General features: G+C 60.2%; 25 protein-coding genes. 8 read left to right on the plus strand and 17 right to left on the minus strand.

The annotated features are described in order from the left end of the window. Nucleotides 1-44 precede the first annotated feature (44 nt). Together DTW90_RS15685 and DTW90_RS15690 are read right to left on the minus strand one after the other, a co-directional pair. The gene (locus tag DTW90_RS15685) at nucleotides 45-1,196 is read right to left on the minus strand and encodes a glycosyltransferase family 4 protein (RefSeq protein ID WP_132516940.1); all 1,152 of its coding nucleotides are present in this window, start codon (nucleotides 1,194-1,196) and stop codon (nucleotides 45-47) included. A 6-nt stretch (nucleotides 1,197-1,202) separates the two neighbouring features. Then, complete coding sequence (locus DTW90_RS15690) at nucleotides 1,203-1,778, minus strand: polysaccharide biosynthesis/export family protein (RefSeq protein WP_132516938.1); 576 nt, start codon at nucleotides 1,776-1,778, stop codon at nucleotides 1,203-1,205. Between the two features lie 202 nt (nucleotides 1,779-1,980). Here DTW90_RS15690 and DTW90_RS15695 point away from each other — a divergent pair, with 202 nt between their 5' ends. After that, a complete protein-coding gene (locus DTW90_RS15695) occupies nucleotides 1,981-4,170 on the plus strand; it encodes an exopolysaccharide transport family protein (protein WP_132516936.1) in 2,190 nt (729 codons plus the stop codon). Nucleotides 4,171-4,216: 46 nt separating this feature from the next. Here the strand turns inward: DTW90_RS15695 and DTW90_RS15700 are convergent, their stop codons facing one another. The 3 genes from DTW90_RS15700 to DTW90_RS15710 all read right to left on the minus strand — a co-directional run bounded on the left by DTW90_RS15700 (nucleotide 4,217) and on the right by DTW90_RS15710 (nucleotide 6,245). Then, entirely contained in the window at nucleotides 4,217-4,642 is a 426-nt protein-coding gene (locus tag DTW90_RS15700) for a DUF4279 domain-containing protein (RefSeq protein ID WP_132516934.1), read from the minus strand. 8 nt (nucleotides 4,643-4,650) lie between these two features. Continuing rightward, the gene (locus DTW90_RS15705) at nucleotides 4,651-5,910 is read right to left on the minus strand and encodes a GNAT family N-acetyltransferase (protein ID WP_246664957.1); all 1,260 of its coding nucleotides are present in this window, start codon (nucleotides 5,908-5,910) and stop codon (nucleotides 4,651-4,653) included. Between the two features lie 125 nt (nucleotides 5,911-6,035). Further along, nucleotides 6,036-6,245, minus strand: coding sequence for a DUF2842 domain-containing protein (locus DTW90_RS15710; protein WP_149339615.1), 210 nt, complete (start codon nucleotides 6,243-6,245; stop codon nucleotides 6,036-6,038). Nucleotides 6,246-6,373: 128 nt separating this feature from the next. On the opposite strand from DTW90_RS15710, the gene DTW90_RS15715 reads away from it, so the two are divergent. Next, complete coding sequence (locus tag DTW90_RS15715; protein ID WP_149339469.1) at nucleotides 6,374-7,477, plus strand: COX15/CtaA family protein; 1,104 nt, start codon at nucleotides 6,374-6,376, stop codon at nucleotides 7,475-7,477. A 44-nt stretch (nucleotides 7,478-7,521) separates the two neighbouring features. On the opposite strand, the gene DTW90_RS15720 is transcribed toward DTW90_RS15715, so the two are convergent. The 4 genes from DTW90_RS15720 to DTW90_RS15735 all read right to left on the minus strand — a co-directional run bounded on the left by DTW90_RS15720 (nucleotide 7,522) and on the right by DTW90_RS15735 (nucleotide 10,913). After that, the gene (locus DTW90_RS15720; protein WP_149339471.1) at nucleotides 7,522-8,463 is read right to left on the minus strand and encodes an efflux RND transporter periplasmic adaptor subunit; all 942 of its coding nucleotides are present in this window, start codon (nucleotides 8,461-8,463) and stop codon (nucleotides 7,522-7,524) included. Then, the gene (locus DTW90_RS15725) at nucleotides 8,460-8,705 is read right to left on the minus strand and encodes a DUF3302 domain-containing protein (protein ID WP_149339473.1); all 246 of its coding nucleotides are present in this window, start codon (nucleotides 8,703-8,705) and stop codon (nucleotides 8,460-8,462) included. The genes DTW90_RS15720 and DTW90_RS15725 overlap by 4 nt, the downstream gene beginning before the upstream one ends. Before the next feature lie 214 nt (nucleotides 8,706-8,919). Then, nucleotides 8,920-10,176, minus strand: coding sequence for a chromate efflux transporter (chrA, locus tag DTW90_RS15730; RefSeq protein WP_246664958.1), 1,257 nt, complete (start codon nucleotides 10,174-10,176; stop codon nucleotides 8,920-8,922). Next, a complete protein-coding gene (locus DTW90_RS15735) occupies nucleotides 10,173-10,913 on the minus strand; it encodes an SDR family oxidoreductase (protein ID WP_132516926.1) in 741 nt (246 codons plus the stop codon). The genes chrA and DTW90_RS15735 overlap by 4 nt, the downstream gene beginning before the upstream one ends. 235 nt (nucleotides 10,914-11,148) lie before the next feature. On the opposite strand from DTW90_RS15735, the gene DTW90_RS15740 reads away from it, so the two are divergent. Then, entirely contained in the window at nucleotides 11,149-11,556 is a 408-nt protein-coding gene (locus DTW90_RS15740) for a DoxX family protein (RefSeq protein WP_132516924.1), read from the plus strand. A gap of 6 nt (nucleotides 11,557-11,562) precedes the next feature. On the opposite strand, the gene DTW90_RS15745 is transcribed toward DTW90_RS15740, so the two are convergent. The 4 genes from DTW90_RS15745 to DTW90_RS15760 form a co-directional block, all read right to left on the minus strand. Then, nucleotides 11,563-12,426 carry an aminoglycoside phosphotransferase family protein gene (locus DTW90_RS15745; protein ID WP_132516922.1) on the minus strand — a complete coding sequence of 288 codons (864 nt, stop codon included), beginning with the start codon at nucleotides 12,424-12,426 and terminating at the stop codon, nucleotides 11,563-11,565. Between the two features lie 4 nt (nucleotides 12,427-12,430). Further along, on the minus strand, nucleotides 12,431-13,357 hold the full coding sequence (gene argC, locus DTW90_RS15750; protein WP_132516920.1) for an N-acetyl-gamma-glutamyl-phosphate reductase: 927 nt from the start codon (nucleotides 13,355-13,357) through the stop codon (nucleotides 12,431-12,433). Between the two features lie 101 nt (nucleotides 13,358-13,458). Next, nucleotides 13,459-14,409 (minus strand): agmatinase, encoded by a 951-nt coding sequence (speB, locus tag DTW90_RS15755; RefSeq protein WP_149339475.1) that lies wholly within the window; start codon nucleotides 14,407-14,409, stop codon nucleotides 13,459-13,461. Between the two features lie 17 nt (nucleotides 14,410-14,426). Continuing rightward, nucleotides 14,427-14,795 carry an antibiotic biosynthesis monooxygenase gene (locus tag DTW90_RS15760; protein WP_149339477.1) on the minus strand — a complete coding sequence of 123 codons (369 nt, stop codon included), beginning with the start codon at nucleotides 14,793-14,795 and terminating at the stop codon, nucleotides 14,427-14,429. A 217-nt stretch (nucleotides 14,796-15,012) separates the two neighbouring features. Here DTW90_RS15760 and DTW90_RS15765 point away from each other — a divergent pair, with 217 nt between their 5' ends. Then, the gene (locus DTW90_RS15765) at nucleotides 15,013-15,393 is read left to right on the plus strand and encodes a VOC family protein (protein ID WP_149339479.1); all 381 of its coding nucleotides are present in this window, start codon (nucleotides 15,013-15,015) and stop codon (nucleotides 15,391-15,393) included. Nucleotides 15,394-15,500: 107 nt separating this feature from the next. Here DTW90_RS15765 and rpsI read toward each other — a convergent pair whose 3' ends face one another. The 3 genes from rpsI to DTW90_RS15780 form a co-directional block, all read right to left on the minus strand. Beyond that, entirely contained in the window at nucleotides 15,501-15,971 is a 471-nt protein-coding gene (rpsI, locus tag DTW90_RS15770; RefSeq protein ID WP_149339481.1) for a 30S ribosomal protein S9, read from the minus strand. Between the two features lie 2 nt (nucleotides 15,972-15,973). After that, nucleotides 15,974-16,438 carry a 50S ribosomal protein L13 gene (rplM, locus tag DTW90_RS15775; protein ID WP_132516910.1) on the minus strand — a complete coding sequence of 155 codons (465 nt, stop codon included), beginning with the start codon at nucleotides 16,436-16,438 and terminating at the stop codon, nucleotides 15,974-15,976. A 230-nt stretch (nucleotides 16,439-16,668) separates the two neighbouring features. After that, nucleotides 16,669-17,094: a PaaI family thioesterase gene (locus DTW90_RS15780; RefSeq protein WP_149339483.1), complete on the minus strand. Its 426-nt coding sequence runs from the start codon at nucleotides 17,092-17,094 to the stop codon at nucleotides 16,669-16,671. Nucleotides 17,095-17,182: 88 nt separating this feature from the next. On the opposite strand from DTW90_RS15780, the gene DTW90_RS15785 reads away from it, so the two are divergent. After that, nucleotides 17,183-18,010 (plus strand): enoyl-CoA hydratase, encoded by an 828-nt coding sequence (locus DTW90_RS15785; RefSeq protein WP_149339485.1) that lies wholly within the window; start codon nucleotides 17,183-17,185, stop codon nucleotides 18,008-18,010. A gap of 473 nt (nucleotides 18,011-18,483) precedes the next feature. Here the strand turns inward: DTW90_RS15785 and DTW90_RS15790 are convergent, their stop codons facing one another. Further along, nucleotides 18,484-18,825 (minus strand): hypothetical protein, encoded by a 342-nt coding sequence (locus DTW90_RS15790; RefSeq protein ID WP_246664959.1) that lies wholly within the window; start codon nucleotides 18,823-18,825, stop codon nucleotides 18,484-18,486. Between the two features lie 95 nt (nucleotides 18,826-18,920). On the opposite strand from DTW90_RS15790, the gene DTW90_RS15795 reads away from it, so the two are divergent. From DTW90_RS15795 to DTW90_RS15805, 3 genes are all read left to right on the plus strand, one after another. Beyond that, nucleotides 18,921-19,352, plus strand: a complete 432-nt coding sequence (locus tag DTW90_RS15795) for a CoA-binding protein (protein ID WP_149339486.1) — start codon at nucleotides 18,921-18,923, stop codon at nucleotides 19,350-19,352. A gap of 131 nt (nucleotides 19,353-19,483) precedes the next feature. Beyond that, nucleotides 19,484-20,767 carry an O-acetylhomoserine aminocarboxypropyltransferase gene (locus tag DTW90_RS15800; protein ID WP_149339488.1) on the plus strand — a complete coding sequence of 428 codons (1,284 nt, stop codon included), beginning with the start codon at nucleotides 19,484-19,486 and terminating at the stop codon, nucleotides 20,765-20,767. A 33-nt stretch (nucleotides 20,768-20,800) separates the two neighbouring features. Next, entirely contained in the window at nucleotides 20,801-21,145 is a 345-nt protein-coding gene (locus DTW90_RS15805) for a cupin domain-containing protein (protein ID WP_149339490.1), read from the plus strand. The last annotated feature ends 206 nt before the right edge of the window (nucleotides 21,146-21,351 follow it).

Here is a 21,351-nt window from a genome sequence, read left to right on the forward strand (position 1 = left end):
AGCAGAAAAGCACCTAAGGAACGCTTAGAAGAAAAGGTTAAATTTTACGCATCGCCACGAATGCCAAGTATTTCATAGTACAGTTTTAGGACATCCCGTGCCATAACGGGCGCGGAGAAGACAGACTTGATGGATTCAGTGGGGGGCATGACACGATCTCCCCACCGTGGTGTGACCACGGCCTCTGCCATGACCCGCGCCAGATCATCGGCATTGTCCGGCTCGGCCAAAGCCGGGCTTTCCAGCCCAAGTGCTTCTGGAATACCACCCACTCTGGAAGCGATGACCGCCTTGCTGGCCGCAAGTGCCTCGAGCACGATGTAGGGCATGGATTCGGCGCGCGAGGGCACGACGACGTTCTGCGACATGGCGAAGGCTTCATCGATGCGCATGGCCGGCAATATCCCGATGCGATGCCCGAGGCCACGCTCGACCATCATGGTGCGATATTTGTCGCGATCCGGCCCGTCCCCAATCATCAGCGCCGACAGCGGCCGCCCGACGCGCCGCTCGGTCTTGGCAAAGGCGTCCACAAAGAGATCGGGACCCTTAAGGTCCCGAAGCATGCCGATATAGACAAAATGGACCGAGTCGGACCGTGTGGGTATGGGTCTGAAGTCGCGCTCGTTGATGCCATTGTAGATCAGTCTCGTCTTCGCCTTGGGGATGCCGACCTTGCGCTCGTAAGTCTGCCGTTCGAAATCGCAGATGAAGATCAGCGCGTCGGTAAAATGCTCCTGCAAGCGCTCCAGAAACAGCACCAGCTTGCCCTGCGGCATGGTGGGAGAGAAATGCAGGCTGCCGCCATGCGGCGTATAAAGGCGGGCTACGCGATACCTGTTCACCCGCAGGGCTGAGCCGATGACGCGTGCAAGCAGGCCGCCCTTGGCGCCATGCCCATGCAGCACGTCCGGCCGCAAACTTTTGACTGTCTTGTAACCTTCCCACAGCGCCCCGAAATCCGCCGGGCTGACGGAGCGCTGGATCGGCATCCGCGTCAGCCCGAGCGACAAATAAGGACGAATGTCATCGAACAGCCGATCCTCATGTTCGCCGCCGGTCGAGCTGTCGCACAATATGCCGACATCATGTCCCGCCTTGCTGTGCTCCTCCGCCAGATCGCGCACATGGCGGAAAATTCCGCCGACCGGGGACCTGAAGCAATGAAGGATGCGGAGGGGGCGGGGGGTGTTCATGAATGGTTAGAACAACCGTTCACGAACGTAGATCGTATCGCCTGCGAGCACCGGATTGGAAATGTTGACGCGCCCGGTCATGACCTGACCGTTGATCTTGCGGGTAACGTCGACAGTGCCCTGGTTGGCGCGGCTCGAGAATCCGCCTGCAACTGCGACAGCATTCTGGATCGTCATGCCCGGCACGTACGAATATTGGCCCGGCTGGCCAACTTCGCCCATGATGTAGACCGAGCGATAACGATCGACGTCGATCGTGACGTCAGGATCACGCACATAGCCCTGCCGAAGCTTCTGGGCGATCTCGCCGGAAAGCTGCTGCATGGTGCGTCCCCGAGCGGTGACTTGACCGATCAGCGGGAAGGAGATGTAACCGGCCTGATCCACCGTATAGGTGTTGGTCAGGCCTTCCTGATCGAAGACGGTGACGCGCAGCCGATCGCCGCTATCCAGCGTATAGGGCTGGATCGTTGCCTGATTGAAAGCCCGCGGCGCGGGCTGATAGCTCATGCAGCCGGTGAGGCCTACGCCGAGCGCAGCCATGCCGAGGGCCAGAACAATCTTAGGCTTTGCGAAAGACATCCGCATGCTCACAGGAAGATGGAAATCATGACGCTGTTATCGATCCGTTAGGGTTAACAGCGGGTAAAGAGGCCGATCAATTCCATTTGATATCGTTACGACAAGTAACATGGGGCCAGTAACGCCGGGGAAGGGCCAATATTAACCGTTGCGTTACCATGGTCGTTTACGCTTTCGCGAACTCATAGTGTGGAGTACGGGTATGTCCGGCGTAAACAGCAGCCAGCAGGATGTGGATATTGATCTTGGTCAGCTTTTTCGAGCTGTCTGGCAGCGGCGCGTAAGGGTCCTGATCATCACCGTCATTGGTGCTTGCGCCGCATTGGTGATCGCCAAACTCGTCTCCCCCGAATATCGCAGCGAAACCCGTATTCTCATCGAGCAGCGCGCTCCGGCCTTTGCGACGACGGCGCCCGGAGGGGCGGATGCGACGTCGAGCAATGTTCTCGATGAACTCAATATCGCCAGTCAGGTGCAGATTCTTCAGTCGGCCGATCTCATCAAGCAGGTCATCACCAATCTGAAGCTTTACGATCAGCCCGAATTCGAGGCTCCCGACGAAAGCTCGGCCATGTCGAAGATCTTGGTCCTGCTGCACCTTAAGAAGAGCGTCATGGACAAGGCGCCTGAAGAGCGCATGCTGGACGCTTTCACCGATCGCCTGCAGGTCTACCAGATCAACAGCTCCCGCGTCATCGGCATCACCTTCACCTCCCGCGACCCGCAGCTTGCCGCAAGCGTCCCGAACGCGATGGCGCAGGTCTACCTCTCCATGCAGAGCGGCGCGAAGCTGGACTCCAACTCCGAGGCGACCCGCTGGCTGGAGCCTGAAATCGAAAACCTGCGCCAGAAGGTCAGCGACGCAGAGAAGAAGGTGGCCGACTATCGTTCCGCCAATGGCCTGCTGCAGACCAGCGATACCAACACCTTTGCCGGCCAGCAGCTCTCCGATATCTCCGGCCAGCTCGCCCAGGTTCGCGGCGACAAGGCCAATGCCGAGGCGCGTGCACAGGCAGTCCGCAATGCGCTCTCCACCGGCCGATCAACCGATACGCTTGCCGATGTTTCCGGCTCGCAGAACATGCAGCGCCTGAAGGCGACAGAGTCCAATCTGGAATCGCAGATCTCCGATCTCTCCACGACGCTGATGGACGGGCATCCGCGCCTGAAGGCCCTGCGCGCCCAGCTCGCCGACATCCGCCAGCAGATCGATCGTGAGACCCAGAAAATCCTCGCCAGCATCGAAAACGAGGCGAAGGTTGCCGATCTGCGCGAGCAGCAGCTGATGCAGCAGGCCGACAAGCTCAAGGCCGCCAGCGCCCAGGCAGGCGAAAGCACGGTCGGCCTCAACGCGCTGGAGCGCGAGGCGACCGCCCAGCGCCAACTGCTCGAGACCTATCTTGCCCGCTACCGCGAGGCCGCATCCCGCGCCGACAAGAACTCCAGCCCGGCCGACGCCCGCGTCGTTTCCAAGGCTGTCGAGCCGGTCGATCCCTATTTTCCGAAGGTCGGGCCGATCGTCGTCGTCGCCACGCTCGCAACCTTTATCCTAAGCTCGATCGTCATCATGCTGATGGAGCTCTTCAGCGGCCGCGCCCTGCGCCCAACCGGCAAAGTCGAAGCCGAAACGACCGACGCCAGGGAGAAGGTCGTCGAGCGGGAGACTGTTGCCGCGGCGCCGGTCGCCCAGCGTGCCGATGTACCCGCGAGCATGCTCTCGGTTGCGGCAGACGAGGAACTGGCTCGGGAAATGGAAGAATCCGTTCATGTCGAACAGTCCGCCCCTGCCGAGGAGGAAGAGGACTTTTCGATCCAGTCCGTTGCCGACTATCTCATCCGACTGGATACGAAGATCGTGGCGGCAATCTCACCGAGCGGTGACAACGGCTCTACGGCATCGGTGATGCTGGCGCGCACGATTGCCGATACGGGTCACCGTATCGTCCTCGTCGACATGACCGGCACCGGCTGCCCGACGCGGCTGATGGCTGAAGCGGCGGATCTGCCCGGTATCACCGATCTGCTTTGCAATGAAGCAGCCTTTGTCGACACCATCCATCCGGACCGGTTGTCCGACGCCCATCTCGTTCCGCAAGGAACCAGCGATCTCCGCCGCGCCATGCGCGGAGCCGACCGCCTGTCGATCATCCTCGAAGCGCTGTCTTCTGCCTATGATCTGGTGCTGGTCGAGTGCGGCGCTGCCGATGTCGATGGCGTCGCACGGCTAACCCGCAACAAGGATGTCGAGATCGTCCTCTCCATGCCGGAGCCTGACGAGAAGCAATTCGTTGCGGCAATGACGGAATTCCAGAAGGCCGGCTACGAACATCTGATCCTGATGTCCGGCTGGCGCGACGAGGGCGAACCGGGCACGCAGCGCCACGCTGCGTGACGTAAGCGCTCGCCTGTCCTGCTCAGCAAACTTATACTGGACGGCTTTAGTCGATCTCCGGGTCGTCGCGGCCACTGTAGATGTCGAGCTGGAGTTCCAATCCACGCAATCCGATTGCACTGAGCGTGTTCGGAGAGAGACCAATTCCTTCATTATAGGTGGAGAGGAACAGGCCGACGAAAATGTTGCCGCGAAAGCGCCCCGCAAGCGCCTTCCACGCGTCGAGGTCATCCCTTAAGTCGGCAAAGAGCGCGGCCACCTGCTTGTCGAGATCGCCGGGGCTTTCCTGGGGAGTTTTTAGCAGCCAGCGGCCCGTCCGAGCCACGACTTGTGTCCCGTTGGGCGTGGTCCAAAGACCGCCTTTTTTCGCGCCGCTCGTCGGCTGGCAGCCGAGGATGCGCGATATCTCTTCGGGATCAATGTCGTCCCCATGAAAACGGAGAGATGCGGCGCTTTCATGTACCTCAGCCATAGCGTTTCTTAATCCTTGTCCACCGGCTCGGCGGTCGGCGCATGGCTTGCCTGTGACCTCAGCCGCTGGATGAAGCCATAGATCTTCGGATTGGCCTTGATCGCTGCCTTGGTCCGCGTGACGCCGCGCTGCGCGAAGGCTGCGACATGGCCGAGGGCCGAGATCGGCAGGATGGCATCATACTGCACCGTTTCGGCAGGACACCAGGAGCGCTTGTAAAGCTGGTCGCCGATGCCGAAGTCGAAGAGCGCGACATCCTGCTTGTGGAAATGCTCGATCATCACCCAGAACAGCAACTCGCCTGGGCTCGATGCCGGCACGACGGTTTCGTCGATCGAGGTGAACTGGCAGATGACATGATCGCCCTTGCGCGAGATCGCGGCAACCGCCGGGACGTGTCCCTCATGCGTGCCCTTTAGCCGGACCGCATGCATTTCGAGCGGCACGGAAGACGGGTCGCTCCGGACGCTATCGATCAGCCGATGCAGGAAGGCCTTTGCGTCAGGCGACTGGAAGACATCAGGCAGCCCCGCCTCCTTGAAGCGAACGGCCTTCTGCTGGAAGAAGAGATCGAGAAGCATATGCTGCTCGTCAACAGGCCCGCCGGCAATATGCTCGAAGCCGCCGAGATCCTGCAGCAGCCGCGTCTGCTGACGGTTCTTCTTGCGCCGGCGCTTGGCGTTCAGCTGCTTCAGCGTCTCGTCGAAAGAGGAGAGGAAGGGCAGCTGGAAGGCATGGTTCTGGTTTTCGACCAGCGGCATATGGGAGAGGAGGCTCCTGCGCCCGCGCCAGCCCAATGGCATGTTCTGCAGGACCACGAGATCGGCCTTGCCCTGCAGCGCTTGCGCGATCGCGTCCCGCTGCGAGGCCGTCAGCCCGCCTTCTGCCGCTTCGAGGAATTCCCGCGAAAACAGTCCCGTATTGATATTGCTACGACGCGCGGCGATGAACTGGGCGCTGCGCACCATATTGGCGCGGACGATTTCCAGCGGCAGGATGAAGGCCGTCCGAGCGCCGAACGAGCCGCGCACGATCGCGAGCGGGTTGTTGTAGGTCGCGACCCAGGCGGAGCACCAGTCATAGCCCTGATGCAGGGAGGCGAGATTGTCGCGTTCCAGCGCCCGCCATTCGCTCTCCAGCGGCTCCATGCTGTCGAAGAGGTCGATCCGCAACGTGTCATTCGCAGCCCGACGTGCCGGCGCAGCGGTGCTGTCAGGCGCGGCATTGGCGACCGGCATAGTTTCGATATCCAGCTTCGGCGTCTGCACCGGATGTCTCCCGTAAATCCAAACGCTGGAGACCATAGGCCTGGCTCGCCTATTTTTGGTTTATGGCAGGGAAGTTTGCGGATTTTCCGCCGATCAGGGTTATCCCTGCGTTAATCGAGGCGGCATTACCGCTGCTTCGGCCCTGCCATCCACTTGATCAGCAGCATGGCCGGCAGGATCCAGATGAGGCCGGTGAGCAGGAAATAGAGAAACTGCGTCCACCAGGGCGCATTGCCGAGCGCATAAACCGCGACAGAATTCGCCAGCCAGGCATAGCCGAGAACGAGCACGATCAGCAGGATCGTACCGATGAATTTGCGCAAGCGCACGGGCATGTCTTCATCCTCCCCTTCGGCTCCGGCATCGGCGAGGCGTTTCTTCCGCGACGGCATGCCGCAAAGCCTTGGGCCTTGTTTTGCACGGCCCTATCGGGCAAATCAACATGCGGATTGAAGGAGAGACCATGGCTGTCGCAAATTTCACCTCGGAACAGGCCGTCCTAAGCGAAATCGCAAGGCAGGATCGCAATCGCCGCGCCGTGCGCATCTGGCTTGGTTTCGTCGTCTTTGCGCTCTTCTGTCTGGTGCTGGTCGGCGGCGCGACGCGGCTGACCAATTCAGGTCTCTCGATCACCGAATGGAAGCCGATCCACGGCGTCATCCCGCCGCTCAACGAAGCGCAATGGCAGGAGGAGTTCGACCTCTACAAGCGCATCCCGCAATACCAGATCATCAACAAAGACATCACGGTCGATGATTTCAAGAGCATCTTCTGGTGGGAATGGGCGCACCGGTTGATCGCCCGCGGTATGGGCGTCATCTTCGCTCTGCCGCTGATCTATTTCATCGTCACGCGCCGCATTGAAAAGAGCCTGCGCTGGCCGCTGGTTGGCGTCTTCTTGCTGGGTGGCCTGCAGGGCGCGATCGGCTGGTGGATGGTGGCCTCGGGCCTTGAGGCGCGTACCGAAGTCAGCCAGTACCGCCTCGCCACGCACCTCGTCATGGCCTGCTTGATTTTCGCGTCCTGTGTGTGGGTCATGCGAGCATTGTCGCCGCATTCGAAGGATGCTGCGCCGACACCTTATTCTGGCAAGCTCGCGGGCCTCATCGCCTTCATGGCTCTCTTCCAGATCTATCTCGGCGCACTTGTCGCCGGCCTCCATGCCGGCCTTTCCTACAATACATGGCCGCTGATGGATGGCGCGATCGTGCCCGACGGCCTCTTTGCCCAGATGCCGGCCTGGATCAATTTCTTCGAGAACCCGAAGATGGTTCAATATGTTCACCGCCTCGGCGCCTACGCGCTCTTCGCTGTGGTGCTGATTAACATGGTGATCTCGCTGGGCGCCTCCCCGCAGACGACCCACGCCCGCCGCTCCATCGTGCTTCTGGTGCTTGTGACCATCCAGGCCGCACTCGGCATCTCGACGTTGCTGATGCAGGTGCCACTGCATCTGGCGCTGACCCACCAGGCGGGTGCACTGATCGTCTTCGGCTTCGCCATCGCCAACTGGCGGGGATTCTATGGCGAATATCCGCGCGAAACGGAAATTGCCCTCAGAGATTGAGGTGCGCCGTTGCTGTCGGTCGGTGCCTCAGCTTATGACCACCGTCAAAAAGGATTGACGTAGTTCAGGATCGCGACCTGTCGCAGCAGCACTCGTCGAATGAGGTGCGCGGGCTTGACATGGTCGGTGAAGATGGCCGCTACTCCCGTGCTTCCGGCAGGCAGCTGATCGGCAAAGCCGTTGTCATCAAGCTTCACCCGAACGACAAGCGGCATGCTCAGGATCGCTCTGGAGGTGACGGCCGTGCCCGAAGTCTGGGTCTGGCCGCTGGCAACCGCCTGAAGAACGCTTTCGACCTGTCCCGTATAGACCTTGCCAGGCATGAACTTGAAGGTGACTTCGACCGGCTGGCCGGTGTCTATGTAGCGGGCGTCAATCTGCGGCACCTCGACGCCGATGATCGTCTCCGCGGTATCGATGAAGGCCATGACGGGCGACAAGGGCAGGTTGGAGACGCGGGCGCCCTTGCGAAGCGCAAGATTGGTGACATAGCCGTCGGCGGGTGCGCGAACGACGGTCTTGTCGAGGTTCCACTTCGCCTCGACGATCTCTGCTTGCAGTTGATCGACCTCAGCCTGCGCTTGCTCGACGTCATACGCACGGCCTGCACCGCGGGACCGCAACTCCGTCGTCTCCGATACCCTGAGCTGGCCGAGTGCGAGCTGGGCGTTCAGGGCGTCGAGCTTCGACTGGTAGGGGACAGGGTCGATCCGGAACAATATGTCCCCGGCTTTCAGCGGTGTGTTTGCCAGCACGGGTACATCGATCACTTCGCCCGCGACGTCTGGAACGATTGCCACCGAGTTACGGACGACCAGCGCCGAGCCTTGGGGCGCACCCCAGCCCATCGGAATGAAGAGCCCGATCAGAAGCAGCAGGAGCACCAGGACCGGCGAGACTTTCCAGAAAAGGTTGAAGGGAACAATCCGCAGCTTCACAAGGCAGAAAAGGATGACCAGATAGACGTTCAGCAGGACGACGATCATGGTTTGCGCTCCATGCCTTGAGCACGCGGAACGTCGACATAGGCCCATATCAAGATGATGGGCCAGAGCGCAAAGCCGAGCAGCAAGGTGACCCACCCGCCGACGGTCACGGCTTTTGCCCAGGGATGGTTGCGGCTTTTGGCAATCATCCCCGGCAACATGGCGAGGAAGACAATAACGGCGACCGTGCTGAGCAGGAGAATGACCAGAACGATCCAGGCAAAGATGTCGACAAGGCTCACGTCACCCTCCAGCACCGCGAAGATCGATCCTCCGCGGTGCCAAGCGAAACATGAGAGAGGGAGCGAGGTAAGTACGTTACGGTAACAAGGTCGTGGTTTTACGCTTCGTATCGAGATAGCGAGGACGTCAGGAATTGGATAATTGATCCGGTGACGACTGCATGCCACGCGGCGCGGTGGCAGCTTTTCACTGCCGCCATCGTTGCCATGGCACCTAGAGGGCGAGCGCCACACCTCCGCAAGCCAGCGCCAGCACGACGATCCATGGCGGCGTCTGCCAGACCGTGAGGAGAAGGAAGCCGGTCAGCGCCAGCGCGAAATCGCGGGAATTGAGGATGGCGCTGGTCCATACCGGATCATAAAGCGCTGCGGCGAGAATGCCGACCACGGCGGCGTTGGCGCCGCGCATTGCTGCCTGCGCCCATGGGCGAATGCGAAAGGCGGACCAGAAGGGGAGCGCTCCGACAACGAGCAGCAGGCCGGGAAGAAAGACGCCGATGAGGCAGATCACCGCGCCTTCGACCCCGTTAGGCGGGGATTTCATCACGGCGCCGAGATAGGCGGCGAAGGTGAACAAAGGTCCCGGAACGGCCTGGGCTGCCCCATATCCGGCGAGAAATGAATCGGCGCCGACCCATCCCGTCTGCACCACTTCCGCCTGCAGAAGCGGCAGGACCACATGGCCGCCGCCAAACACGAGCGCTCCGGCTCGATAGAAAGAATCGAACAGCGTCAGGCCTCGCCACGAGAGCATGTCCGATACGACAGGCAGGAACAGCAGCAGGACGAAGAACAGGGCAAGTGCGGTCACTCCGACGCGCCGCGAGATCGGAAAGGCCAGATGATCGCTGTCCGGAACGGGCAGATCCCGGCAGAGCCACAGTCCTGCCAAGGCGCCGCAGACGATTGCCGCAATCTGCCCCACTGCACTGCCGATGAAGATAACGGCCAGCGCCGCCGCAAGGCCGATGCCGGCCCTCCGCCTGTCCGGCGTCAATCGTTGCGCCATGCCCCAGACGGCCTGGGCGACGACGGCAACGGCGACGATCTTCAAACCGTGGATCAGTCCCGTTCCAACAGGTCCGCCGAATTCTGCCGCCCCGAATGCGAACAGGATCAAAAGCAGGGCCGAGGGCAGGGTAAAGGCAGTCCATGCCGCACAGGCGCCCGGAAAGCCGGCACGCAACAGACCGAGGGCAAAGCCGACCTGGCTCGAGGCCGGCCCAGGAAGAAACTGGCAGAGCGCCACGAGATCGGCATATTCCGTCTCGCTGATCCATTTGCGCCGCAGTACCAGTTCATCACGAAAATAGCCGAGGTGAGCGATGGGACCGCCGAAGGATGTAAGGCCGAGCTTGAGGAATGTCCGCAACACCTCCGATGCCGATCCTGCCGGTCGCAGTGGAGGCGGGGAGCCTGCGGCTTCTTGAACCGAGGAATGACCCTGACGAGCCTCCATTCCACCGCTCATGGACGATTGCCCGTCGTCACGCCGCCGTCGCAGATAAATTCAGCGCCCGTTGAATAGGACGATGCGTCGGAGGCAAGGAACAGAACCATTTCAGCAACTTCGCGGGATGTGCCCAACCGGTTGATCAACTGCCGGGCCGCGAAGGTCCTGATTGCCTCGTCATCAAAAAAGGGATCGATCATCGGCGTCTCGATCAGGCCCGGGTGCACGGAGTTCACCCTTATCCCGTATTTGGCAAATTCGTTTGCCGCCACCTTGGTCATGCCGCGTATGGCGAATTTCGAGGCGACATAAGCTACGTTGTTTGCCGGCCCGCGAATGCCCGCCGTGGACGAGATATTGACGATGCTGCCACCCGTCCGTTTCATCAGCCGCACGGCGGACTTTATGCCGAGGAAGACGCCGGTCTGATTGACCGCGATCACCTGCTCGTATTCCTCAAGCGTGCAATCCTCGATCGGCGCCCGACGCAGGATGGCGGCATTGTTGACGAGGATGTGGAGCGCGCCGAATTTCTCTTCGGCAACTGCCACTGCCGCGATCCAGTCGGCTTCCTTCGCAACGTTGAGCGGAACATAGATCCCGCCCACTTCCTGGGCGACCCGTTGTCCTTCCTCATGCTCGATGTCGCCCAAGATGACCTTTGCGCCTTCTTCCGCAAAGAGCCGCGCCTCTTCCGCTCCCTGTCCACGGGCGGCGCCCGAAATCAAGGCAACCTTGCCATCCAGTCTTCCCACGTCTCGTCTCCCATCATGTCGCCTTGCCCGCCACCCTGAAGCAGACCTGCTTCGAGGCGTAGGCCGTCATTGTGAAGAGGTAGCATATTCCTGCTCTCCACATAGTTCGACGATATGGCAGAAGCCGCTTTTCCGAATTTCTTTCTGCGGAGATGAAAGGATGTCGGGAAACGAACCTTTCCTACGTCCTTGGGTGGAGACGACAACACCCATTGAGGGAAGGAAGGATATTGTTATGGGCAAGACGATCGCAATTCTGGTGGCGCGGCTGATTTTCGCAGCCGTATTTCTCATGGCGACGAGCTTCAAGTTCTTCGACATTCAGGCAACGGCAAATTTCATCGCCGCTGCGGGCTTCCCAATTCCGCTGTTTCTCGCCTGGATCGCCGCATTTTTCGAACTCGGGCTGGCACTGGCGTTTCTGACCGGCGCTTTCTTCTCGCAGGCCGCTCTGCTGGCCGGCATCTACGTGATATTCTTGGCCTTCTCCTTCCACGGACCTAACCGCTGGACCGGAAACCAGGCTGAATTCGGCTTCTTTATCGACCACTTCACCTTCCTGGCCGGCTTGCTCTTCGCGGCCGTTCACGGGCCGGGCGAGACCTTGGCGTGGAGGCCCGGCTTTACGAAGCGCATGGCATGACGCGGGTCAGTGCGTACTGCCGAGCATCCGCCGGACGATGAGTGCGAAGGCTGAGCGCTCGGCAATATTCTCCAGGCTATCAGTCGATGGCTCAGCCGCCATCGACCAGCAGACCGACACGGCAGAATGGGCTCCTGCAAATCTCAAGATCTTGCGCTCCGAGCATCCAAGGACTTCTGAGAAAGACTTGGCCAGCCGGGCAATCCTTTTCGGATCGAGGATATCCTTCGCTCCGCCGAGAGGATTACCGAAGACATTGGCGACGTCATAGGCGGGATCGCCGATCAATCCCTGCGGGTCGATCGCAAGCCAGCCGCGCGGGCCGCCGGTGACGATATTGTCGTGATGCAGGTCGCCATGCAGCGGACGAATATCGGTCTGCTCGGCCAGCAGCCTTTCGGCGAGCGCAGCACCCCAGCGAAGCAGATCGGCATGGTCGGAATAAGCGCCGCGGTCAACCGCCTGGAACAGCGACTGGAAATGCCGGCGCAGGGGCACGAGTCCCTTCGGCGGCTGAAGCGGTGATGACGAATGCAGGTCCGCGAGGACCGACAGAATGATCTCGATCGCGGCCTCGTCGCCATGTTCGGTATAGTGGTCGCGAAGGATTTGCCTTCCCGCATCCTCCACTAGGCAGGCATTCTCGAAACGGTCGATCAGCAGGACCGCGCCCTTGCCGGCGCGCCATTCGAGGAAGGCCATGCCGGGCAGTTCGTTCATGCCCTCGGGCTTCAGGATTTTCAGGATGGCCGGATCGGCATCCTGGCGCTCGACGCGATAGACATGGCTGCTGCGCGTATCGGCAATGGAAACGCCGGCACGAATGTGCCAGCGTTTTCTTAGACATACGGGTATGCTGTCGATCGTCACGGCCTCAGGCCGCGAGCATCAGGTCCATGTTCTGGACGGCTGCACCCGATGCGCCCTTGCCGAGATTGTCGTAGACGGCGATCAGCACCACCTGAGCGGTGTCGTCGTTGCCGAAAACATGCAGGCGCATGCGGTTGGTGTTGTTGAATATCTCCGGGTTAAGATCCGGTGTGCGCTCGATGGTCTCGAACGGCGCAACTTCAACAACGCTGTTCTTCAGGCCGGCATAGTAATCGGCGATAGCGGCATGGATATCCGCACCCTTGGGCTGCTTCGGCAGGATCGAAAGCTGCAGCGGCACGCTGACCAGCATGCCCTGTGCAAAATTTCCGACGACCGGCTGGAATAGCGGCACATGCGAAAGCTTCGCATAGGCCTTCATCTCGGGCAGGTGCTTGTGCTTGAAGCCGAGGCCATAGGGCATGTACTCAGGCGCATCCTCGCCCTTTGCCTGATAGTCCTCGATCATCGAGCGGCCGCCGCCGGTGTAACCGGAAATGCCGCCGACCGTGACGGGATAATCGGCGGGCAGGAGGCCGGCCTCGACGAGCGGGCGCAGCGTCGCGATAGCGCCCTGCGGCCAGCAGCCGGGGTTGGCGACGCGCTTGGCAGTGGCAATCTTCTCTGCCTGATCCTTGCTCATTTCTGCAAAGCCGTAGGCCCAGCCCTCGGCGACGCGATAGGCCGTCGAGGCGTCGATGACGCGGGTCGTGTCGTTCTTGATCAGGCTGACGCTTTCCTTTGCCGCCTCATCGGGCAGGCAGAGGATCGCGATGTCGGCCGCGTTCAGCAGCTCGGCGCGAACAGCCGTGTCCTTGCGCTTGTCGGCAGGAATGGACAGCAGCTCGATATCGCGGCGCTCAGCCAGGCGCTCGCGGATCTGCAGACCCGTCGTTCCCGCTTCGCCGTCGATGAAGATCTTCGCTGTCATTTTAGTCCTGCTCTTTCAAAGGGTTGAGGATGTTTCCGGAATCAGTTTGCCATGAAGTCGATTCAAAATGATAACGGCGCTCGCATATCTCAAATGGATGCTCAGCGACCATTCGCACGCCGCTCGGCATGCAGCCCGAGCATATACATCGCGACCGTCGCTCCCGCAATGGCAGTTATATCGGCATGATCGTAAGCCGGCGCAACCTCCACCACGTCGCCGCCTCTGATATCGAGCTGATGCAGCCGCTGCAAAACGGACAGCATCTTGGCGCTCGAGGGGCCGCCGGCAACGGGCGTGCCGGTGCCCGGCGCATAGGCCGGATCGAGGCAATCGATATCGAAGGTGATGTAAGAGGGCGCCCCCTTCGTATGGCTAATGATATGCGATGCGATGTCGGCAGCCGTCATGTCCTCGACCTGATGGCCGAAGACGATTTCTATCCCGCAATCGTCCGGCGCGTGGGTGCGAATGCCGATCTGGATCGAGCGATCCGGATCGATCAGGCCTTCGCGCGCCGCCCGCCCGACGAAGGAGCCATGATCGATGCGTTTGCCGTCGTCATACCACGTGTCTTGGTGCGCATCGAAATGCACCAGCGCCAGCGGCCCGTGTTTTGCCACGTGGGCCTTCAGCAGCGGCCAGGTCACGAAATGGTCGCCGCCAAGCGACAGCAGGAAAGCACCGCTGTCGAGAATGGTCTTTGCCTGCTGCTCGATTGCGCTAGGCGTTGCCTGATGATTGCCGTAGTCGAGCAGGCAGTCGCCATAGTCGATGACCGCCATTTCAGCGAAGAGGTCGCGATGGAAGGGATATTGCGGGTCGTTGTCGAAGATCGCGGACGCCCGGCGGATCGCCTGCGGCCCGAAGCGCGCGCCCGGCCGGTTCGAGGTTGCGGCATCGAAAGGAATGCCCCAGACGACGGCATCGACGCCTTCGAGCGACTTGGTGAAGCGGCGGCGCATAAAGGAAAGGGCGCCGGCAAAGGTCGGGTCCGTGGCCGCTGACGTCAGGCTCTTTGCGGTGAACGCATGGTCGATCGACTTTTCCATATGATCCTCCCCTGATCCTAGGTTTCGCTTGTACTTGCTTTTGTGTTTGTGAAGCCGTAGGCCCGCTCGACCTTGGCGATGCGCAGTTGGTAGCGCTCGTACCACCGCTCGCGGCCGATCTTCTGCGTGGCCATATGGGCGACCACCGCTTTCCACGCGCGGATGCTTTCCTCGTCGCGCCAGAAAGAGTTGGTGATGCCGAAGCCTTCCGCATCGCGGGCGTATTCCAGGCCCAGGCAGCCCGGCTGCTGCAAGGCCAACTCTTCCATCCTGTCCGCCATCGCGCCGTAGCCGTTGTCTCCTTCGGTTCGGACAGAGGAAAAGGCGACGATGTAATAGGGCGGTTCTGGCGTCGAAGCGAAACGCGTTTGCTGCTCGTCGATCATGGCATGTCCCCCTTCGGCCAGAAGGGGTAAGCGAGCGTTGCAGCGATTGCAAGCTTTGCCGTTCTCTCCGTCGGCGCCGATCTTGTTGACTTCGAAAAATGCTTGAAAGATGGTGGCGGCAAGACTGAACGGAGCGGATTGGGAAGGGACCCTCGCGCTGCTCACTTGCCGCGCATGGTTTCGACTGCCGCACAAGAGCGAATAGGAGTTCCTTCCAATGTTCGACCACATCTCCATTGGCGTAAAAAGCATCGAGAGATCGCGCCAATTCTACGACGCCATCCTGTCGCCGCTCGGCTATGAACGCCTGTCCAATTTCGACGTCCAGAGTGGTTATGGCGCGGAAAGACCGTCCTTCTGGGTTATGCAAGTCGAGCGTCCGGTCATTCCCGATATGAAATCGGGCTTGCATTTCTGCTTTGTCGCGCCAAGCGAGGAAGCGGTCGACGCCTTCTATAACGCCGCCATCGCGAGTGGCGCAGAGGACAATGGACCGCCAGGTATCCGCCCCGATTACGGCCAGTTCTACTACGCCGCCTTCGCCATCGATCCCGACGGCTACCGGCTTGAAGCCTATTTTCACAAGCCGGAACTTTGATTTCGTCCAGCTCTGCGGAACCTGTCCGGCAGGGCTTTCGGTAAACCAATGCAAACAAAAAGGCCGGGCAAAAGCCCGGCCTTTTCGCAGAATAGATCCAAAAGCGATTAACGCTTGGAGAACTGGAACGAACGGCGAGCCTTGGCCTTACCGTACTTCTTACGTTCAACGACGCGGCTGTCGCGGGTCAGGAAGCCGCCCTTCTTCAGGACCGAGCGCAGGCCCGGTTCGAAGTAGGTGAGGGCCTTCGAAACGCCATGGCGAACAGCACCGGCCTGGCCGGAAAGACCGCCGCCGGCAACCGTTGCGACGATGTCGAACTGACCGTCACGGGCAGCAGCGACGATCGGCTGGCGCAGGATCATCTGGAGCACCGGACGAGCGAAGTAGGACGTGAAGTCCTTGCCGTTGACGATGATCTTGCCGGATCCAGCCTTGACCCATACGCGGGCGACGGCGTTCTTGCGCTTGCCGGTCGCGTAGGAGCGGCCGAGCGAGTCGACCTTGCGGACGTGAACCGGAGCCGAAGCGGCTTCGGAGGTCGTGCCGAGATCCTTCAAAGAGGAGAGGTCAGCCATTATCAGGCGCTCCTTACGTTCTTCTTGTTCAGCTTGGCGACGTCGAGCGTGACGGGCTGCTGAGCTTCGTGGGGATGGTTGGTGCCGGCGTAAACGCGCAGGTTCTTCATCTGGCGACGGCCGAGCGGGCCGCGCGGAACCATGCGTTCAACAGCCTTTTCGAGGACGCGCTCAGGGAAGCGGCCTTCTATGATCTGGCGAGCGGTACGCTCCTTGATGCCGCCGGCATAACCGGTGTGCCAGTAGTAAACCTTGTCTTCGTACTTCTTGCCGGTGAAGACGACCTTGTCGGCATTGATGACGATGACGTTGTCGCCGTCGTCGACGTGCGGCGTGAAGGTAGCCTTATGCTTGCCGCGCAGACGCATTGCGATCAGGGAAGCGAGACGACCAACGACAAGCCCTTCGGCGTCGATGAGGACCCACTTCTTCTCAACCTCTGCAGGCTTCTGGGAGAAGGTAGCCATGTTGAATACTCTCTATTAGGATCCCTTGGCCCGAAGGCGTCAGGGCGTTTCTTGTTGCTTGGTTTGGCAGGTTTGACCCGTGCCAAAAAGAAAGCAGCCCGGAAAGGCTGCGTTCTGGTGCGGCTTATAAAACGGACGCCCCGGAACGTCAATATGACCGATTTCCAAGGTCGCAAAAATAGGCAAGCAAAATCAATGCATTAGATATGGTGTATTATGATACCACACATTTAGCGCGGCGGAATCGAGTAGGTTGCGGTCGCGTGGGCCGCCAATTCCTCCTCATTGTCCTGGAAAATCGAGGTCTCGATGACGGCCAGCCGCTTGCCGAGCTTTAGCAGCCTCGCATCGCAGACGAGCCGTTTCGGCGCCGGCAGGCGCAGGAAATTGATGTTGAGATTGGTCGTGACGGCAAGCGCCACCGGGCCGATATGGGCAAGGACGACCGCATAGGCCGCGACATCCGCCAATGCAAAGAGCGTCGGGCCGGAAACGGTGCCGCCCGGACGCAGATGTCGGTCCGTAGGATCGAGCGCCATCCTCAGGCGACCCGCTTCGACGGCCTTCACGGTAAATACCCGGCCCTCGGTGTGAATCTGCGGAAAATCGGTCTCCAGGAAAGCATGGATCTCGTCGATCGTCATGACGGGTTTCATCGATAGTCGGCTCCTCGCTTCCGCTGGCTCTTGGCTGCCGCTTATGGCAGAACGGTCTTAGCATAGATGGACATGAGGGAGAGGGGCCATGGCCGAAGTCGTATCGTTCCGGAAGGAAAAAGAGGGCGACGCCCAGCCTCTGGCGGTTACGCGGAAGGACAATGTTCTGCGGCTGACGCTCAACAATCCGCCCGCCAACACCCTGTCGATCGGCGTGATCCGGCTGTTGATGGAGGCGCTCGATGCCGCGGGCGCCGATCCGGCCGTTCACGTCGTCATCATCGCTTCCGGCGGAAACGTCTTCTCGGCAGGCCACGACCTGAAGGAGCTAACGGCGCACCGCATGGACGAGGATGGCGGTCGTGCCTTCTTCGAGGAGACCTTCCGCCTCTTTGCAGATCTGATGCTGAAGATCGCCCATTTGCCAAAGCCGGTCATTGCCGAGATCGATGGGCTGGCGACGGCCGCCGGCTGCCAGCTCGTGGCTTCCTGCGATCTCGCCATTTGCACCGATACGTCGACCTTCTGCACGCCCGGCGTCAATATCGGCCTTTTCTGCTCGACCCCGATGGTCGCGGTGTCTCGCGCGGCCCACCGCAAGCAGGCAATGGAAATGCTTCTGACCGGCGAGACGATTGATGCCTCGACAGCGAAGGATTTCGGTCTCGTCAACCGCATCGTCCCGAAGCAGTATCTGACGCAGGTAGTCGACAAATATGCCGATGTCATCGCCTCGAAATCGCCGCTGACCCAACGGATCGGCAAGGAAGCCTTCTGCGCGCAGATCGATATGCCTGTGGCCGACGCCTACGACCATGCAGTTCGCGTCATGACCGAGAGTATGATGACGGCCGATGCCAGGGAAGGCATCGGCGCTTTCATCGAAAAGCGGCCGGCAGTCTGGACGGGCGAATAGCCCGATGCCGGCCTGCCGGCAGGCATGATGCCGCCGGAACCGGTGATTTGTCCCGCTCTGGTTTGTCATTGCTTGCGGTCGCGTGCAACCGGAGCGAAAGCGCAGGACGGGCCGTGGGTGACATTTGCCCGAGAACGGGCAGGGGCAGCGATTGGCCAGATGTGGCGAACTTGCCGCCATCTACCGCAAAATGATGCAATATCTGATATTTTTTAGGCTCTCTGTGGTTATTTTCAGTTTTGCGAAAATATACTCGCAAATTTTTGCAAATGATGCACTGCACCATGGGCGTTCAATCAAAAGCGGTCACTCAACTATGAGATGTCTCTAATAGAGCAGTGAACAAAAGAGAAATTTACCACATACAAAAAGCGAACAAGGACATGCGCTCAATCCTGCTAAACTTTTAGGAAATGCAAAAACTTGCATTTCCTTGCACCTCCGATCCCGGTGGGTTGTAACCCCTCATACTCCTAAGGGATTATCTTGTCGTGACCACCGAAATCGGTCGCCGGCCGACAGGTGTAAACGGGGCAGCTCCCGTTGTCCTTTGTCGGCATATAGGATTGGTACGCATAGTAGCCAAAGTCGCAGGAGCGGGTATCCAGCACGTAGCGGTCGTAGAGCGTCATGTTTTTCGTGCGGTCTGCAGGGTAGCGAAAGATGACCGCGCGTTCGTGCGCAATCAAATCCTGCGCGCCGGCGCAGGTGTAGGAGAGAGCATTATATCGGCCGATCGCCAAAGCCGGCGTCGATGCGCAAACCGCAAATAATCCTACAAGAATGATTTTTTTCATTGGCTCGACCCTCATCATGAATAATCTCCGTGACCATGTAAGAAGAGATGGGCGAACCGGCTCGGCGCGGTAAGCCCTGAGAACGCAGTTGTGATCCAGCCGGAGGCTACGTGATGAACCACGACCACTACGACGATTCCTACCTTGCCGATATCCTGCGCAAGGTTAAGACCATTGCACTGGTCGGGGCCTCTCCCAATCCGGCCCGCCCCAGCAACGGCGTCATGGCCTATCTCCTGGCGCATGGCTATCACGTCATTCCCGTCAATCCCGGGCAGGCCGGCAAGCAGATCCTTGGGCAGACCGTCTACGCTAGGCTCGCCGATATCCCCGAGCCCATAGATATGATCGATGTTTTCCGCGCGCCTGAATATCTTCAATCCGTCGTCGACGAAGCCCTGGCATTGAAGCCGCTTCCGTCGGTCATCTGGGGACAATTGGAGGTGCGTGACGATAAAGCCGCATCGGCGGCGGAAGCCGCCGGGATCGATGTCGTCATGAATCGCTGCCCGGCGATCGAATATCCGCGGTTGCTCGCGGCCTGAAACGGTCGCCTGCCGCTTCCCAACGCGATGGATTTTCTACCGAAGCCGGGGATCGGGGAAAGATCGCGGTTAACTTTACCGAGTGAGGCGCTATGCTCTCCCAAGACTAGAAATCGCGACGGGAGAACATCATGGCGGCAAACAATCCGGGTTTCGACACGCTGGCAATTCATGCGGGTGCGCAACCCGATCCGACCACGGGCGCTCGCGCCACGCCGATCTACCAGACCACCGCTTATGTCTTCAACGATTCCGACCATGCTGCCGCGCTCTTCGGGCTGCAGCAGTTCGGCAATATCTATACCCGCATCATGAACCCGACGCAGGCTGTGCTGGAGGAGAGGGTGGCGGCGTTGGAGGGCGGGACGGCAGGTCTTGCGGTTGCTTCCGGTCATGCAGCGCAGATGCTGGTTTTTCATGCGATCATGCGCCCGGGCGACAATTTCGTCGCCGCGACCAGGCTCTATGGCGGATCGATCAACCAGTTCGGCCATGCGTTTGCGAATTTCGACTGGCATGTGCGCTGGGCCGATCCATCCGATCCATCCAGTTTTGACGGCAAGATCGATGGCCGCACCCGCGCCATCTTCATCGAGAGCCTCGCCAATCCCGGCGGCACTTTCGTCGATATTGCGGCCATCGCCGAGGTCGCCCGTCGCCATGGTCTGCCGCTGATCGTCGACAACACCATGGCGACGCCATACCTTATTCGTCCGCTTGAGCACGGCGCCGATATCGTCGTCCATTCGCTGACCAAATTCATCGGCGGTCACGGCAACTCTATGGGCGGCGCGATTGTCGATGGCGGAACCTTCGACTGGTCGGCCTCCGGCAACTATCCGATGCTGTCCGAGCCGCGCCCGGAATATAACGGCATGGTGCTGCATGCCACTTTCGGCAATTTCGCCTTTGCCATTGCCTGCCGTGTGCTGGGCCTGCGCGACCTGGGGCCGGCCATCTCGCCCTTCAACGCCTTTCTCCTCCTGACCGGCATCGAGACCCTGCCGCTGCGCATGCAGCGCCACTGCGACAATGCGTTGGGCGTTGCGAAATGGCTGAAGGGCCACGACAAGGTTGCCTGGGTGAATTATGCCGGGCTGGAGGATGACCCGAACCATGCTTTGCAGCAGCGCTACTCGCCGAAGGGCGCCGGCTCCGTCTTCACCTTCGGGCTCAAGGGCGGCTACGAGGCCGGAAAAGGCTTCGTCGAAGGGCTGCAGCTGTTCTCCCATCTCGCCAATATCGGCGACACGCGCTCCCTGGTCATCCATCCGGCCTCGACGACCCATAAGCAACTCACCGACGAACAGAAGATCGCGGCCGGCGCTGGGCCTGACGTCGTTCGCCTGTCGATCGGCATAGAGGACATCAAGGACATCATCGCCGATCTCGAACAGTCGCTTGCGAAGGTCTGACGGGGAGGCGGTTCGCCGCTGGGGAGGGGATTTATGACAGCTTGTTTACGATTTGAAACCGGTGAATCGGCCCCCGAAATTGGCGCACCACCCGCCGATCGGGTAATCGAAGGCGCCCCCCAGTTCCGCACCTGGAATCTCGACGAGGCCGAGGGCGGAATCTATGCGGGCATATGGGAAGCGACGCCGGGAAAGTGGCGACTTATCTACGAAGAATGGGAATATTTTCACATCCTTTCGGGATATTCCATCGTAACCGGAGATAATGGCGACGTATTCCATCTCCGGGCAGGGGATCGGATGGTCTTCAAGCCGGGCTTCACCGGCACATGGGAAGTCGTCGAAACCACACGCAAGGATTATGTTGTTCGGCTCTGACAACCCGTCTGCCAGGTCATCAACATTTGAGCCGGATAGCGACGCTGGCGCCAGTTTTTCGATGACCGGGACGGCGGCTTAAATGCCTGATGCGTCCCGATGATTTTCCCTTCCCGGATGTGTCACCCGCCTTTCACCGAATTGTCATCAAACTGAAACATTGCGGCTATAGAGCCATCCTTGTAGCCGGGAGAACAGGTGAGGAC

Origin of the sequence: Neorhizobium sp. P12A, from assembly GCF_008365395.1 — a bacterium.
GTDB lineage: Bacteria > Pseudomonadota > Alphaproteobacteria > Rhizobiales > Rhizobiaceae > Rhizobium.